General features: G+C 47.7%; 16 protein-coding genes and 2 tRNA genes. 11 read left to right on the plus strand and 7 right to left on the minus strand.

All coding sequences use genetic code 11. The annotated features are described in order from the left end of the window. Window positions 1-8: 8 nt before the first annotated feature. From OWQ48_00280 to OWQ48_00295, 4 genes are all read right to left on the minus strand, one after another. Window positions 9-320, minus strand: coding sequence for a PTS sugar transporter subunit IIB (locus tag OWQ48_00280; GenBank protein ID MCY0867660.1), 312 nt, complete (start codon window positions 318-320; stop codon window positions 9-11). Window positions 321-385: 65 nt separating this feature from the next. Next, complete coding sequence (locus tag OWQ48_00285; protein ID MCY0867661.1) at window positions 386-1,681, minus strand: PTS ascorbate transporter subunit IIC; 1,296 nt, start codon at window positions 1,679-1,681, stop codon at window positions 386-388. A gap of 119 nt (window positions 1,682-1,800) precedes the next feature. Then, on the minus strand, window positions 1,801-2,682 hold the full coding sequence (locus OWQ48_00290) for a radical SAM protein (GenBank protein ID MCY0867662.1): 882 nt from the start codon (window positions 2,680-2,682) through the stop codon (window positions 1,801-1,803). Further along, window positions 2,679-3,599, minus strand: a complete 921-nt coding sequence (locus OWQ48_00295) for a biotin synthase (protein ID MCY0867663.1) — start codon at window positions 3,597-3,599, stop codon at window positions 2,679-2,681. Before OWQ48_00295 ends, OWQ48_00290 begins: the two co-directional genes overlap by 4 nt. A gap of 71 nt (window positions 3,600-3,670) precedes the next feature. Between OWQ48_00295 and OWQ48_00300 the strand changes: the two genes are divergently transcribed. Both OWQ48_00300 and OWQ48_00305 read left to right on the plus strand, forming a co-directional pair. After that, window positions 3,671-4,429, plus strand: a complete 759-nt coding sequence (locus tag OWQ48_00300) for a biotin/lipoate A/B protein ligase family protein (protein MCY0867664.1) — start codon at window positions 3,671-3,673, stop codon at window positions 4,427-4,429. A 9-nt stretch (window positions 4,430-4,438) separates the two neighbouring features. After that, window positions 4,439-4,735, plus strand: coding sequence for an ABC transporter substrate-binding protein (locus OWQ48_00305; GenBank protein MCY0867665.1), 297 nt, complete (start codon window positions 4,439-4,441; stop codon window positions 4,733-4,735). On the opposite strand, the gene OWQ48_00310 is transcribed toward OWQ48_00305, so the two are convergent. Then, the gene (locus tag OWQ48_00310; GenBank protein ID MCY0867666.1) at window positions 4,714-5,541 is read right to left on the minus strand and encodes a hypothetical protein; all 828 of its coding nucleotides are present in this window, start codon (window positions 5,539-5,541) and stop codon (window positions 4,714-4,716) included. The two genes, OWQ48_00305 and OWQ48_00310, sit on opposite strands and share 22 nt — an antisense overlap. A 177-nt stretch (window positions 5,542-5,718) precedes the next feature. Here OWQ48_00310 and OWQ48_00315 point away from each other — a divergent pair, with 177 nt between their 5' ends. Together OWQ48_00315 and feoB are read left to right on the plus strand one after the other, a co-directional pair. Beyond that, window positions 5,719-5,958 carry a FeoA family protein gene (locus OWQ48_00315; protein MCY0867667.1) on the plus strand — a complete coding sequence of 80 codons (240 nt, stop codon included), beginning with the start codon at window positions 5,719-5,721 and terminating at the stop codon, window positions 5,956-5,958. Then, a complete protein-coding gene (feoB, locus tag OWQ48_00320; GenBank protein MCY0867668.1) occupies window positions 5,951-8,014 on the plus strand; it encodes a ferrous iron transport protein B in 2,064 nt (687 codons plus the stop codon). The genes OWQ48_00315 and feoB overlap by 8 nt, the downstream gene beginning before the upstream one ends. On the opposite strand, the gene OWQ48_00325 is transcribed toward feoB, so the two are convergent. Beyond that, window positions 8,011-8,997, minus strand: coding sequence for a phosphate uptake regulator PhoU (locus OWQ48_00325; protein MCY0867669.1), 987 nt, complete (start codon window positions 8,995-8,997; stop codon window positions 8,011-8,013). The genes feoB and OWQ48_00325 overlap by 4 nt on opposite strands. A gap of 123 nt (window positions 8,998-9,120) precedes the next feature. On the opposite strand from OWQ48_00325, the gene pstS reads away from it, so the two are divergent. From pstS to alaXM, 7 genes are all read left to right on the plus strand, one after another. Continuing rightward, complete coding sequence (gene pstS / locus OWQ48_00330; GenBank protein ID MCY0867670.1) at window positions 9,121-10,233, plus strand: phosphate ABC transporter substrate-binding protein PstS; 1,113 nt, start codon at window positions 9,121-9,123, stop codon at window positions 10,231-10,233. A 29-nt stretch (window positions 10,234-10,262) separates the two neighbouring features. Then, window positions 10,263-11,144, plus strand: coding sequence for an ABC transporter permease (locus OWQ48_00335; protein ID MCY0867671.1), 882 nt, complete (start codon window positions 10,263-10,265; stop codon window positions 11,142-11,144). After that, entirely contained in the window at window positions 11,137-11,982 is an 846-nt protein-coding gene (locus OWQ48_00340; protein ID MCY0867672.1) for an ABC transporter permease subunit, read from the plus strand. The genes OWQ48_00335 and OWQ48_00340 overlap by 8 nt, the downstream gene beginning before the upstream one ends. Next, window positions 11,982-12,737, plus strand: coding sequence for a phosphate ABC transporter ATP-binding protein (locus OWQ48_00345; GenBank protein ID MCY0867673.1), 756 nt, complete (start codon window positions 11,982-11,984; stop codon window positions 12,735-12,737). Before OWQ48_00340 ends, OWQ48_00345 begins: the two co-directional genes overlap by 1 nt. Then, window positions 12,721-13,356 (plus strand): phosphate uptake regulator PhoU, encoded by a 636-nt coding sequence (locus OWQ48_00350; protein ID MCY0867674.1) that lies wholly within the window; start codon window positions 12,721-12,723, stop codon window positions 13,354-13,356. Before OWQ48_00345 ends, OWQ48_00350 begins: the two co-directional genes overlap by 17 nt. Before the next feature lie 82 nt (window positions 13,357-13,438). Continuing rightward, a tRNA-Gln gene (locus tag OWQ48_00355) sits at window positions 13,439-13,528 on the plus strand. A gap of 50 nt (window positions 13,529-13,578) precedes the next feature. Then, a complete protein-coding gene (alaXM, locus tag OWQ48_00360; protein ID MCY0867675.1) occupies window positions 13,579-14,295 on the plus strand; it encodes an alanyl-tRNA editing protein AlaXM in 717 nt (238 codons plus the stop codon). Window positions 14,296-14,306: 11 nt separating this feature from the next. On the opposite strand, the gene OWQ48_00365 is transcribed toward alaXM, so the two are convergent. Then, window positions 14,307-14,434, minus strand: a tRNA-Ser gene (locus OWQ48_00365). Between the last annotated feature and the right edge of the window lie 114 nt (window positions 14,435-14,548).

Consider the following 14,548-nt stretch of genomic DNA (forward strand, 5'->3'; position numbering starts at 1 on the left):
CCCTTAGCCTACAATGCAATAATGCCTTTTTCTAGGAGTGCCTGGAGGAGTTTCTCTCTAATCTCCTTCTTATCCACCAGGTTCTTCAACCCGACAACTATTTTCCCTGAGCCTTTAAGCTCGCTTACGTGGAGAACTGAGGCTACTATGACATCAGCATCACTACTCTTAGCACTAACTAGCTCTGAGTGCTCTACTTTAGCAGGTATCTTCAGCTCTCTCAACACATCTTCTACAAACATCCTCATGATCAGTGAGCTACCCTGTCCTACCCCGCATACAGTTAAAACCTTGAGAGGCCTGTTCAACAAGTACTTCACGAGGAACCACCAGCTAAATCATATGGATTAGGGAACTAAAAAACAATATTATAGGGTTCCCGCAGCTACGAGCCGAAGATAGGCTTTAAGATCAACATTAGTATTAACACTATTGCATACCAGTCTGGGTCTCCTAGTGTAGCCAGCTCAGGCCCGTACGTTAAGACCTTTAATCCTAGAGCCTGCCCTATTGCTAGTATAAAGCCATTTAATGCTCCAGCGAATACAGCTCCCTTCCACCCGCCAGTCTTATTCCCGAAGACAGCTGCAGCACCACCAGGGAAGAACAGCATTATCATTGGTGGAACTATTACTGAGAAGCCAGTCCACATGAATACAGCCATCATCACTAGGAATACTATGAGGCCGCTGATGAAGCCGATGATAACAGCTGTAGGAGCGTAGGGGAAGACTACCGGGCAGTCTACTGCTGGTATAGCTCCCGGAATCACTTTTTCAGATATACCCTTGAACGCTGGGATTATCTCGCCAACAAATATTTTTACTCCTGTGAGCAGGACGACTATGGCTGCAGCAAAGTATAATCCTCTTATTATAGCCCATACTATAGGGTTCAAGCCTCCCGTTAACCCTGCCACAGTCTCCGGAGCCTTGAATAAGCCTATGATTGACGCGATAACCATTATCAACCCTAGAATTATCGCAGTGCTAATAGAGTAGTCCTTGAAGAACGATATAGATTCAGGTATCTTCAACTCCTCAGTACTCTCCTCGGGTCTACCAATATACTTTCCAACCTTGAATCCTATCCACGCGACTAGAGAAGATGTATGCGCGTAGCCTATCTCCTCTGAACCTGTTAGAGTCTTCATAGCACCATGCATGTACTTAGGCTGTATTGTCCAGTATAACGCCATTACAATAGAGCCTATTAAGACAACCTGCCACATAGATGCCTTGGGGTTCACTGTTAGAATAGTTGCAACAACTAGCAGTGAAACCCACCACATTAAATGCCCTGTTAAGTAGACGTGGCGGAATACAGGTATAAGCCTCACGATTATTAAGTGGAGAATGAATCCGAGAGTCATTACTGTGACAGCATAGCTACCGTAGGTACTTATCAGCGTGTTCATAGGCACGTAGTTAGGTGGGTACTGCGGGGATGCACCGGTTGCAGCATACACGATGTTCTGGAAGTTCACGAGCTCGTTGACGAATAAGCCTGCTCCAGCCAGCATTAAGACTACTCCAATCATGACTTTAATAGTCCCGCTTACAATCTCATTGAACGGCTTCTTCTGGAGGGATAGGCCGATTAAGGCTACTAGGCCTAGGAGTATAGCTGGATTCTGAAGGATATTTGTTCCAATCCATATGATAATGTCTTCAATAGTCACATTTAACCCCCACATAGCTTATCTAGAACTCTATAAACTTATAAATCTAATCTTATAATGTAAGCCCACCTACATCCTCCTAGAATAGCATCTGTAGCAGGATTATGCTGAAGTATAAGCTAGCCTCCCATGCTCTCAGCTTTTAAGCTGTGGTTGCCGTGGCTTCGAGCTGCTTTAACTCTAAAGTTCTCGAGGAGGTGGCCTGGTATAGAGCAGCATGCATCGTAGAGCTCGGAGTCCTCGTTGAGTAGGCTGGGGTGTGGGTTAGCTACTCTCTCAACTAATCCTTCTCTAACAGCCACTGTATCCAGCTCTCTTTTAACTCCATGAGGCCTCATGCATCCAAGATATAATCTTCCATTAAACACTCTTCTAGCCTCCCTCAAGTTCTCTACTAGAATAGATGCCGGCGGCTCTCCTACTAGCTTTGATTCAGGTATGTATACTAGGAGTGTAGCTTCCTCCAGCCCGTAGTCTTCCACAGTCTTCAACTCCTTCTTGAAGACCTCTATCGTGAAGCCTGGATGCCACAGGTAGAGGTGGGGGACTACGTGTAATCCTTCTTCAACCATTAGCTCTAATACCTCACTGTACACTGAGGTATTGAAGGGTAGCCCTCTAATGTACTTTGCGATGTAATCGCTTAGCGTGAACTCGTAGTCTACAACATCGACTACTTCTCTAAGCCTCCCTAGTACCTCTCTACTCCTCTGGAGCCCGGGGTGAATGTTGAAGACGAAGCCATACCTCCTCTTAGCTTCTCTTAAAGACTCAATAAATTCTTCTACAGGTAGCACTCCGCTCCTAGTGAAACCACCACTCACTAGTACTCCTCTAACCCCCTGCTCGTAGAGTTCTCCTAGTACTTCAAGAACTCTCTCCCTTGGCAGGGGAGTCATGTGCCTGAGATACCTGCCCCTGCAGAACCTGCAGTTAAGCCAGCAAGCTGAGCCTGTTATAGATACTGAGGTGAACTTTACAGCATGGATAAAGTACTTCAAGCTCTAACACCTATACTCTCAAGCTCCTCTCTCACCCTCCCCCACTGCTCTCTCAGGAGGCTTAGAGAAGGATAGTTGTATATGGAGCTAGGGAGCTCAGTGTAGAATGGTCTATTGCATCCAGGGCAGCCGCGGGTCTGGAGGTCTCTATAGAAGTCTACTCTCGGCTTCCTCCTGAATCTATGTGAGTCTACATCAATGTACTCCAGCGGGTTCTCACCGCTCTCAAGTAGTTCAACCGCGATCTGGAGGATCCTGTAGTATCCTTTATCAATACTCCTCCTGGAAGCTGGATCAAAGTAGTTGAATAGTGCTACACGGGCTCCAGTAGAGTATATTTTCACTAGTGTTTCAAGAGCCTCCTTCAAGCTCTCCCCTAGCCCTGCTATCACGTGCACGTAGACGTTGCCCCTCCCAAACACTCTGACACCACTCTCAATAAACCTCCAGTACAAGCTCCAAGTGTACGGTTTACCCCACTTCACGAATAACTCTTCTGTCAGAGTATCCAAGCCTACTCCCAGCGTGTCAACTCCCAGCCTCTTAAACTCCTCTAGGATGCCTGCGGGGACAGGGGTTATAGCAAGAGATAGAGGCCTGCTTGAAACACCTCTAATAGCTCTCACGAACTCCACGGCCTCCTCAATAAACTTCTCCTTGATTACTGTCTGAAAGCATATTCTCTCGAATACATCCCTCCACGCTGCTAGTACTTCACTCAACTCAACACTCGGCCACACCATCTTACCCAGCCAGTCACCCTTGAAGAACCTCCATGATTGAGTGCAGTAGAGGCAGCCTCCCAGGCATCCTGTCTTAGAGTACTGGAGGAAGTATGCTGTGAAAGGCTCCTCCATGCTTTTAACAGATTGAAGGCCTAGCTTAGCGAGAGTACCTATCGAGGCCCTGATAAGCATATACTCCACCAGTACTATAACAGTTTTATAGTGGTGGAGGCTATTAACACGTGGATCAGGGGCTTCAAGCCTTGAAGCTTAGAGTCATAGTTGACACTGAAGGCTCAAGCGCGTACTGGAATATGGGTATGGATGAAGCAGTCTTAAACCTCAGGGTAGAGGGTAGAGTACCAGATACTCTTAGACTCTACGTTTTCAAGCCTTCAGCTGCCACCATAGGCTACTTCCAGAAGATTAGTGAATCCGTGGATGTAGACTACGCTACCTCACACGGCATTGATGTGACGAGGAGGATTAGCGGGGGCGGCTCAGTCTACCATGATTCAAACGGCGAGGTAACATACAGTGTAGTCCTCCCAGCTACAGGAGTACTAAGTGATGTCGCAGAAAGCTACAGGATTATATGTGGTGGGATAGTAGAAGCTATAAGAATTCTAGGCGGCGAAGCATCCTTCATGCCAGTCAACGATGTAGTAGTAAAAGGAAGAAAGATATCTGGTAGCGCGCAGGCACGCCGAAAAGGATTTCTACTACAGCACGGGACGCTAATGTACGCTACAGACCTCGATGAAGCTGCTAGAGTTCTCAGAGCACCTAGAGTAAAGCTTGAAGCTAAAGGAGTCTCAAGTATAAGGGAGAGAGTTATAACGCTCAGAGAAGCTCTCTCCAGGGATGTAGGTAGAGAGGAGGTTGTAGAAGCACTACTCAAAGGCTTCACTAGAGCCTTAAACGCTGAGGTATACTTCGACGAGTACAGTGAGGATGAGTTAAAGCTAGCTGAAGAACTCTCAGCTAAGTATAAGAGTAGAGAGTGGATTTACAAGAGGTGAGGTAGAGTATTGAAGGCTAGGAGGACTATTAGAGAAGAGAAGACTCTTGATGTTGAAGTAGAAGTTGAAGGAGGAGTCATAAAGCACGTGGAGATCTCAGGGGACTTCTTCGCCTACCCTAGTGAAGCAGTCGAAGAACTCGAGGAGGCTTTAAAAGGCTGCGGGAGCGTAGACTGCATTAACAGCGTCTTCGAGAAGCTGAGAGGAGTACTTCTAGTAGGCGTTAAACTAGGCTCCCTGAGAGAAGCTGTTATCAGTGTATTCACGTCACTTACCAGTGAATCCTATCCCGGGGAGTCGAAGTAGACTATAATGTTCAGTCTACCACCGATAGCTGCAAGTCTCTCTGAAACCCTGCTTAGAATACTACTACAGTAGTCTAAGGGGTGTGCTGAAAGACACTTCTTGTATAAGTGCGTGAAAGCTGTAGCTAGCTCAGCGTAGTATGATGCAGCTTCATCCAGGCTTAAAGCAGGTAGCTCGTCGAGAGCACTATTGAAGAGGTTGAGTAAAGCCTCAGTGAACTCAGCGTGTAGAAGACTCCCTGAATCCTCGTTGAGAGATAATTCTTTAATAGCTTCAACTTTAACAGGTAGCCATCCAGCACCTCTAGCATTCGCGAGCACTCTGAGAATCCTTGAGGAGAACACTGGAGGTAGTGCTTGAAGAGGGCCTCTCACAACATCCTTTAAGAAGTCAGTGACCCTGGAGTCAGGCTTCCCTGAAAGCATCTTCACGACAAGCCTGCTGAGAGCCGTGTAGACACCCTCATGAAATCCCGCTTCGGCAAGAGATTCTAGCACTACTATACCGCAGGAAGCCAGGCTTGGATCTCCTTCAATACTAGATGAAATCATTAATTCAAGCTCTCCAATCACTCTTCTAGCATCAACCCCTAGAGTGACACGCTTAATGAAGCCAGCGTACTCCTCTAAGCCTACTAGAGGCTTAATACTACAGAGTGATCTTACAGCATCCTGGAATACTCTTGAAGAATAACTCTGAGAGAACCCGCCTTTAAACCACTCGACAACCTCCCTGCTGCATGAAGCATTCTTCACGCATGAAGCCAGAGCACTCGGCTCGACAATACTAGTCAAAGCTGACACCACGCTGCAAACCACTCGAGTAAGCCTCGACAACCTTAAGGATTAAAGTAAACCCTATTAACTACACTACTGTAGAACAGCAGGAGTATTCATCTCCACAGGCTTATTAACCCTGATTAAAATTTTAAAACTATTGAGAGGGTGTTAGGCTTACCTAACATTCCTATAGAGGGGGGGGATGTGACGCTAGATGAAGTACCGCCAGGCTCGAAGGTGAGAATAGTGGATATAGCCCACCACGGGGGGTGGGTTTACAGGCTCTACCAGCTAGGCGTTTACACAGGGGTGGTAGTTGAAGTAGTCTACAATGAGGGGAGGGGGCCGGTAGTAATATCTGTAAACAGCTCGGAGGTTGTAGTAGGAAGAGGACTAGCCCGGAGGATCATAGTAGAACCTGTTAAAGGTGAGAGTAGTGCCTAAGACAATCAAAGTTCTACTCCTAGGGCAGCCTAATGTAGGTAAGTCGAGTTTATTCAATACTCTTACAAAAGCCCATGTTGAGGTAGGCAACTGGCCTGGTAAAACTGTTGTAGTCCATAAGGGTGAAGTATCCTACAGGGATTACAGGATTGTAATCTATGATCTACCGGGAATATACGGTTTCACAACGCTAACACAAGAGGAGCTTGTCGCCAGGGAAGCCCTGCTACTCGAGAAGCCTGATGTAGTAGTAGTTATAGTTGACTCGACGATACCTGAGAGAACAATGAACCTGGCAGTCCAGGTTCTAGAGCTAACAGGCAGAGTAGTAATAGTATTCTCTAAGACAGACTTAGCTCACGGGAAGGGGATTCATGTAAACTACGAGGGGCTGGCTAGAGAGCTGGGAGTACCTGTTGTACCTGTATCCATAGCAGGAGAATTCGAGGCTGAGGAGCTACTGGAAACCATAGTTAGAGCTTCAAGTGGAGTTAGAGAGCCGTTGAGAGTAGACTACGGCCTGCTCAACGAGTACATTACTGCTATAGAAGATATTCTCTCTAAGACTAAACTAGAGTATCCTGCTAGATGGGTTGCACTAAGGCTTCTCGAAGGCGATAGAGTACTATGGGAGCAGGTTAAGCAGGCTCTGCCATCAGACTCCATTAAAGCTATTGAGGATATCCTCGAGGAAGTCAACAGGCTGGTAGGTGATCCAGCTGAGAAGATCACGGAAGCCCGCTTCAAGTTCATTGAAAGCATTGCTTCAAAGCATATAGCGAAGGCTAAAATCAAGGCTTCTCCAGCACCCTCCCTCCTCTACAAGCCTGTAGTAGGGTTAACTGTAGCTGTTGGATTATACCTCCTAGTATTCACAGCTGTATTCGCGTTGAATACAGGGTTCCCCTTAAACGTCATACTTTCATCTCTAGGCTTAGAGAATGCTGCAGCACTTGTTGAAGAGTACTCTCTAAGCGGCTTGATAGATAAAGGGTTCAGCCTGCTCACAGGTATCCTGGAGCCTCTACGAGACTCTAATCCTGCACTCTACAGTTTCATAGCTGACGGGGTTGTAGGCGGAGTTGCCGGCATACTAGTATTCCTGCCTTTAATTCTAATAGTAGTCTTAATCCAGGTGGTCATAGAGGACAGCGGGCTTGCACCAAGGCTGGCAGTAGCCTCCCACAGCCTCTTCTCGAAGATCGGTGCCAGCGGGCATGCATTCTTCCCATTCATGCTGGGCTTCGGGTGTAACGTGCCAGCTATAATGGCTACTAGAACCAACCCGAATAGTCTTGAGAGGCTTAGATTAATACTCACGCTTTCATTCATACCCTGCCAGGCTAGACTAGTTGTTCTACTAGCCTTCACAGCCGCTGTCACCAGGTTCTTCTCAGGTCTTATAATAGCAGCCTCATACATCCTTGCTATAGCAGCCTTCATCCTAGTAAACTATGCTCTCTACAAGCTCAGCAGGAGTGGTGAGAGGGAGCCGCAGCTACTAATGGAGGTTCCAGCCCTCCACAAGCCTCTAGCTAGAGTAGTCTACTGGAAGACAGCTGCCACAGTCAAGCATTTCCTGAGGAAAGCTGGCTTCATAATCTTCACTGCCAGCATAGTATTCTGGTTCCTAATGTACTTTACGCCTAGCTTAGAGTACACTGAGGATATCAATACGAGTATTGCTGCACAGCTCTCGAGAAGCATTGAAGTAATTGTAGCCCCCTTGGGGATTACGGGGGCTAGCGCCTGGATAGCCTCTCTAGCAGTCATAGTAGGCTTCATCGCTAAAGAGCTCGTGGTTTCAGCTATGCTTATAGCAACAGGCTCTGACACTATGAGGGATGCAATGGCTTTAATAGGGTTAAGCGACCCCCAGCTACTATCTCTAGCAGTCTTCGTGACCCTCTACGTGCCCTGCCTTGCAACTATCGCGACAATATACTCTGAGACAAGGAGCTTAAAGTGGACTCTACTAGCTGTAGCAATCTCGCTTTCAGTAGCATACGTCTTTGCTTCTCTCGTAGGACTGGTAGCCATGCTGGCAGTAGGCTAGTCGCCACACTTCGAGGATCTCACGCTTCTACTCACTACTATATCCATTGCAGCCTCAACAATATCTGTTAGATACGCGATTATACGCATCAAGTGTACTACCGCGCTTGCATCAATATCCCTGCTCTTCAACTCCTCCTCCAGGCTCCTTAGCTTCAATATGGATTCCTCCACGCTGAGAGGCCTGCCTGGATCCTCGAGTATACTAGTGTACTCGCTGAGAATATTAATCATGGCTTCACGGATCCTCTCCATGAAGCCTTCAACACTCTCCAGCTCGCCTGCACTCCTACCCCTAGACCAGTAGTATAACTGGACTATGTGGTCGCCTATTCTCTCAAGAGTTTTAAGCGTGCTTGCAATAGAGAGGGCTTCGCTAAGAGACTTCAACCCGGTTTTATCTAGTGGTAGCCTGCCCTGCATAACCATATTCAACTGCCTAATAGAGTAGAGGTATAGCTTGTCGATTAATCCATCCCTCTCCTCTACGTCGAGAGCCAGCCTGCTTCTAATGGATTCTTCAACCTCCCTTATGAATAATGGTAGAGCCCTACTCATCTTTCTAACAGCCTCGATTAAGGGTAGTGATGCCACGTCAACCAGGCAGGCGAAGGTTATATAGCCTTCCCCCTCCTCGATGACCTCTAAGCCGATTAAGCTTGACTCGAGAACCCTGTACACTCTCTCCCTGAACTCACTGCACTTCAACCCGCATTTAACTCTAATCAAGTCTACTCCATTAACGTAGAGTGACACCAGCTTCAGGAATGCCTCGTTAAACCCTATGCCCTCGTAGTCTACTGTAAAGCAGCTCTGCTGAACAGGCTTTCTAGTAGTAGACGGCCTTACGATCAACGTGTAGTCTTCAGCTACTTCAACTTCTACTTCATCTCCTCTCTTCAAGCCGTGGTAGCGCAGCCACTTCTTCGGCAGGGATACCCCTAGCGATGCAGCCCCCATCTTCTGGAGTCTCCTCCTGTACACTCCACGACACCATTCTACTGGTACGTATCACATATACGGTTTAAGAATGCTCTTACAGTACGACCATACCCCTACACCGTGTATTTAATCAGTAAAGTTCATTCAGCCAGCATGGTGCATGTTATGGAGAAACCCGTGCTTCAGATCGCAGTTGTAGTTGTAGCAGTAGCTACTATAGCTCTAGCACTATACCTCCTCCTCCCACTATTCTCACCAGGTTCAACCCAGCAGTCAATAGTGATTAACGGGGCTGGAGCAACATTCCCAGCCCCCCAGGTGCTTGAGTGGGCTAAGAGATTCAGCATGGAGACCGGGATTACAGTAGAGTATAATCCTGTTGGGAGTGGTGCTGGTAGAGCAATGCTCTTCAATAAAACTGTTCTATTCGCATTCAGCGACCCGCCCTTAGAGAGAGACCTCTACCTTGAATACCAGGGTAAAATACTCCAGATACCAGTAGTCATAGGAGCAATAGCAATATCCTACAATATACCGGAGCTACCGAAGAACATTCACCTTAACTTGACAGGCGAGCTACTAGCCTTAATATACAAGGGTGAGATCTCAAAGTGGAGTGATGAGAGAATTAAGAGAGTAAACCCTGAGGTAGCAAGCCTCCTCCCAGATAAGGATATAGTTGTAGTTCATAGAACAGACTCCAGCGGGACCACAAGGATCTTCACAGGCTACCTGCATAAAGTCGCTCCTAGTATATGGGGGTCTGATCTCGTCGGCTTCACAGTAGACTGGCCGGTGGACAAGCTTGGCAGAGGGCTAGGTGGTAAGGGTAATGAGGGTGTAGCCCAGCTAATACAGCAAACCCCTTACTCCATAGGCTACGTTGAAACAGGGTATGCTTTAGCAGTAAACATGCCTATAGCAAAGCTAATGAATAGGGATGGATACTACACGCTTCCAACTCGTGAATCAGTTCTCTCAGCCCTCGAGAACGCTGTAAGCAAGCTGCCAGACTCCCCGTTAGACGACTTCAGCATGGATCTCGATGTAGCTCTAGACGCACCTGGCTCTAACTCCTATCCTATAGCAGCATTCTCCCACATGGTACTCTACGCTAAATACGATGATCCACTAGTAGCTAAAGCTCTAGCAGACTTCATCAGATTCATTGTAACCAAGGGTCAGCAGTATCTTCTCCCAGGATACTACCCGCTCCCCGATAGAATAGTAAGCCTAGGCTTAAAGGCTGCAGAGATACTAGAGAAGACTGGTGGCTGAGATTTAGGAGAGATAAGAGCTTCTTCTACATTCTTTTAACCCCTTCTCTCATCCCTCTCATAATACTCGCTCTCCTAACCCTCCACGTCCTCCTTATATCTCTAGATGCATTCAAATCCTACGGAGTTAACCTAATCCTAGGGGTGGTATGGGATCCACCCTCCCAGTCGTATGGTTTACTTCCAGCTCTAGCTGGAACACTAATCTCAAGTTTTATTTCAGCTATTATTGCAACCCCTATCTCAGTATCCTTGATGTTTCTCATCGGGGATCTCCTACCTAAATCTGCCTCGAGGATCCTTCACAGGCTTGTCGAGGTCATGGGTTCAATCCCCACAGTAATCTACGGGCTGTGGGGCAGCACTATTGTAGCAGAGTTTCTGAGAAGCCAGGTTTACAGCCCGCTGTACAGCTACCTCGGCTTCCTACCGTTGTTCTCCTGTGAGCCTTTAAGCGGCCAGAGTATTCTGACAGCCGGGGTAGTCTTAGGGTTCTCGATAATCCCGTTTGCTTCATCCCTCCTGATTGAAGGCTACCGTGCGCTCCCCGTTAAGTATCTTGAAGCAGCCTACTCTCTTGGATTCTATAGGTTTGAAGCCTACAGGCTTCTCCTCGGTGTCATGAAGCCCATTATTGTTGCCTCAGTACTCTTATCTCTCAGCAGGGCTCTAGGAGAGACAACAATAGTCACCTTAACTATTGGCAACGCGTACCTGCTATCCCCCTGCCTCTTCAACCCTGGTTCAACTATTTCATCATGGGTTGTAAACCAGTTTGAGAGCTCCTTCCTCTACCCGGGCGCGTTTCAAGCACTCTACTCTGGTGTACTACTAGTAATGATCCTCGCGTTAATCTTCAGCTACATTGGTGTCTCCTTGATTAACAAGTGGCAGGGTGTAATCTATGGCTAGAAGACTCAGATTCATCTTAGATAGATTGATGTTAACCCTGGTGGCTGCAGCAGGATCCCTAGGCCTTCTAGTATTATTCTCCCTGCTCTACAGTACAGTGGTTAAAGGACTACCCGTTCTACTGGAGAGGGGTGTTTCATTCCTCACAGACCTTCCTCCAACCCCCCTGGAGGAGGGTGGAGGTATTGCTCCAGCACTCGTGGGGACACTGCTCTCGTCGAGTATAGCGGTGGCTCTAGCAGTAGTACTAGCGTTCTTTACATCTTTCTTTACTCGTGAATACATGTTCTCGAAGACCTCTAAGCTCATTGAGTCTGTTATAAGAGCTTACAATGGTATCCCGACAATCATTGTCTCAATGTTCGTTTACATGGTAATAGTTGTATGGATGAGGCGCCCGAGCATTCTAGCAGGAGCTATAGCACTCTTCATTGCAGTCCTCCCTACAGCCCACTACTATCTTTCAACAGCATTAAGGAGTGTTGAGGAAAGGTATAGGGAGGCAGCTCTCTCACTAGGCTTCAAGAGAATCCATGTATTCAGGTACATCTATCTCGGTATAGCCGGCAAGCAGATAGCCTCGGGAGTCCTGGTGACATTCATTAGAGCTATAGGGGAGACAGCCCCCCTCCTCTTTACAATCGGCTTCCTCACGAATGCAGTCTTCAAGGGTATTGATCAACCGGGTAATGCTATCTCCCTCCTAATATTCAATTATGCTAGAACCCCTTACAGAAGCTACCATGAGGTAGCATGGGCTGCAACACTGGTTCTCATGGTGATTGTTCTAATAGCTGCACTAATCATCGAGGTCTCTATGAGGGAGGTGAGGAAGTAGTGTCGGCTTACATAGTTGAAGTAAAGAACCTTGTTGTTAAATTCGATGGGAAGACAGTTTTAAACGGGGTTTCAATGAGCATTAAACGCAATACTATATCAGTCGTGATGGGTCCAAGCGGCTCTGGCAAGTCTACTCTACTCAGAGTACTGAATAGACTGATAGATGTGAATCCTGAGGCAGAAGTATCCGGTAGCGTAGTAGTATTAGGGAGGGATTTATACGAGTGGGATCCCTACGAGCTGAGGAGGCATGTAGTGTTAGTTCAGCAGGAGCCAACACCCTTCCCTAATCTAAGCATATTCGATAATGTAGCTCTACCAGCAAGAGTAAACGGGGTTGCAAGAGGAAGAAGGGATCTAGAGAAGCTTGTGAAGTGGGCTCTAGAGAAGGTGATGCTCTGGGATGAAGTCAAGGATAGACTGGATAAGCCTCCCACAATACTGAGCGGGGGGCAGAAGCAGAGGCTCTGCATGGCTAGAGCTCTAGCTCTTCACCCCGAGATCCTCCTGCTCGATGAGCCGACAGCTAACATAGACCCAGTTAACACTATTAAGATCGAGGAGAGCTTAAGAGAACTGCGGAATGAAACCACAGTGATCATGGTGACCCACATGCCCCATCAGGCTGTTAGAGTCGGCGACTACATATACATTCTATTCGATGGTAGAGTCGTCGAGGAGGGGCCGGTTGAAGATGTCACCCTCCACCCGAGGCACGAGGTGACAGTTAAGCTCCTTGAGGGAGCGTGGTAGCATGAGCTATGATCTAACTAGTCTTAGAAACCAGGTAGCCCGCCTCTACCTTGAAGCTCTAAGCCTGCTCAGAGATCTCGCCATGCTACTCGAGCCTGGAGATGAAGTGAGGAGAGAAATTGGAAGAATATTCCAGGAGAAAGGCGAGCTACTCATGGTTACCCGTGATCAGCTCATTAACAGTATTCTAGTCTATATTGCTAGAGTACAGCCGCTGGGCCCTAGTCTCGTAGAAGCGAGTAACCTGCTCTACTTAACCTACGATGTCTACAGGTTCGCGAGGTACGCTAGAGAGATATACATAGCTGACGTAAAGGGTGTAAGCCTCTCTACGCCGAGGTTGAAGAGTATTGTTGAGCCAGCCTTAAGAATAGCAGTTGAAGCAGCTGAAAACGCTTATAGAGTCTACTTCGAGGATTGCACTACATGTATTGATAGTTTAAGAAGGCTTGGAGAAGAGTCAGATAAACTCTACTTAAACCAGCTTGAGAAGATATCGTCAACTCCCCTCGTAGAGAACACTGATGCAGTAGCCCTCCTAGTGCTAAGGCATGTAGAACGCATAGTAGACCATGCTGAGGGAATAGCATTAATGAAAACTAGAATAGCGAGACGGTGACCTATAAAACACTACTCCACTCTTCACACAGAGAATAGCGTTTAAAACACCAAAACACGCTAAGAAATATATCTTGGAAGGTAGCCGGGTCGTCTAGCGGCCAAGGATGCGGGGCTTTGGTCCTTACACGGGAGGAAACCCCGAGACCGGGGTTCGAATCCCCGCCCGGCTACCTTAAACATTATTAATTCCTTCAGCCGATACCCTATGGAGGTGGCGGGTTTGACTGAGCTTGTATACCAGTACGACTCCTACATCAAGGAGTATGAGGCAGTTGTGAAGAGTGTTACCGGGAGCAAAGTCTTCCTAGATAAAACTATATTCCACCCTCGGAGCGGCGGTGTTGAAAACGATACAGGATTCATTATTGCAGGGGGTAGGAGCCTGAGGGTTGTAAGCGTCTACTACGATAAGGAGACTGGGGATGTAGCACATGAAGTAGATGATCCATCACAGCTAGCCCCAGGCCTAAAGGTTAAGCTACAGCTGGACTGGGAGAGAAGGTACAGGTTGATGAGGCTTCACACAGCAGCCCACATACTCTCAGCAGTAATGTACAGGGATTACGGGGCGCTGATCACAGGTGGCAACATAACTCCTGAATACGCCTACGACGATTACAGCCTAGAGGAGTTCAAGCGGGAGGTCTTCGAGGAGGCTATCGCTAAAGCAAACAAGGTGGTAGCAGAAAACATAGAGGTGAAAGTATACTGGCTGCCGAGAGAGGAAGCCTTGAAGATACCAGGCATAGTGAAGCTCGCTGCAAGAATGCCGCCTAGCATTGAGAAGCTGAGGATCGTGGAGATACCCGGCGTTGACATTCAAGCTGATGGAGGACCCCACGTTAAAAACACAGGAGAGATAGGAGTAATCAAGTTGCTGAGAGTCGAGAATAAAGGAAAGAACAAGAAGAGACTATACTTCACGGTAGAACCATAGATGATTAGCAGCGCCGGGGGCGGGATTCGAACCCGCGTACCCCTTCCGGGGCAGTGGGTCTCCCACAGTAGAGCCGGAGCACTCCTTAATCCTCTTAAAGCCTCGAGCCCACCCCCTTAGGCCGCTCGGGCACCCCGGCACCACTCTAACAGCATGTAGTAGAGGATTATTTATCTCTTACCTTCTTCAGTGCTCCCGCCCCTCGCAGCCAGGGGATTCTTCACCCTATCAGAGGGTAGTCTCCCGACGGGGC

It is taken from the genome of Desulfurococcus sp. (genome assembly GCA_026626905.1).
In the GTDB taxonomy this organism is placed as follows: domain Archaea; phylum Thermoproteota; class Thermoprotei_A; order Sulfolobales; family Desulfurococcaceae; genus Desulfurococcus.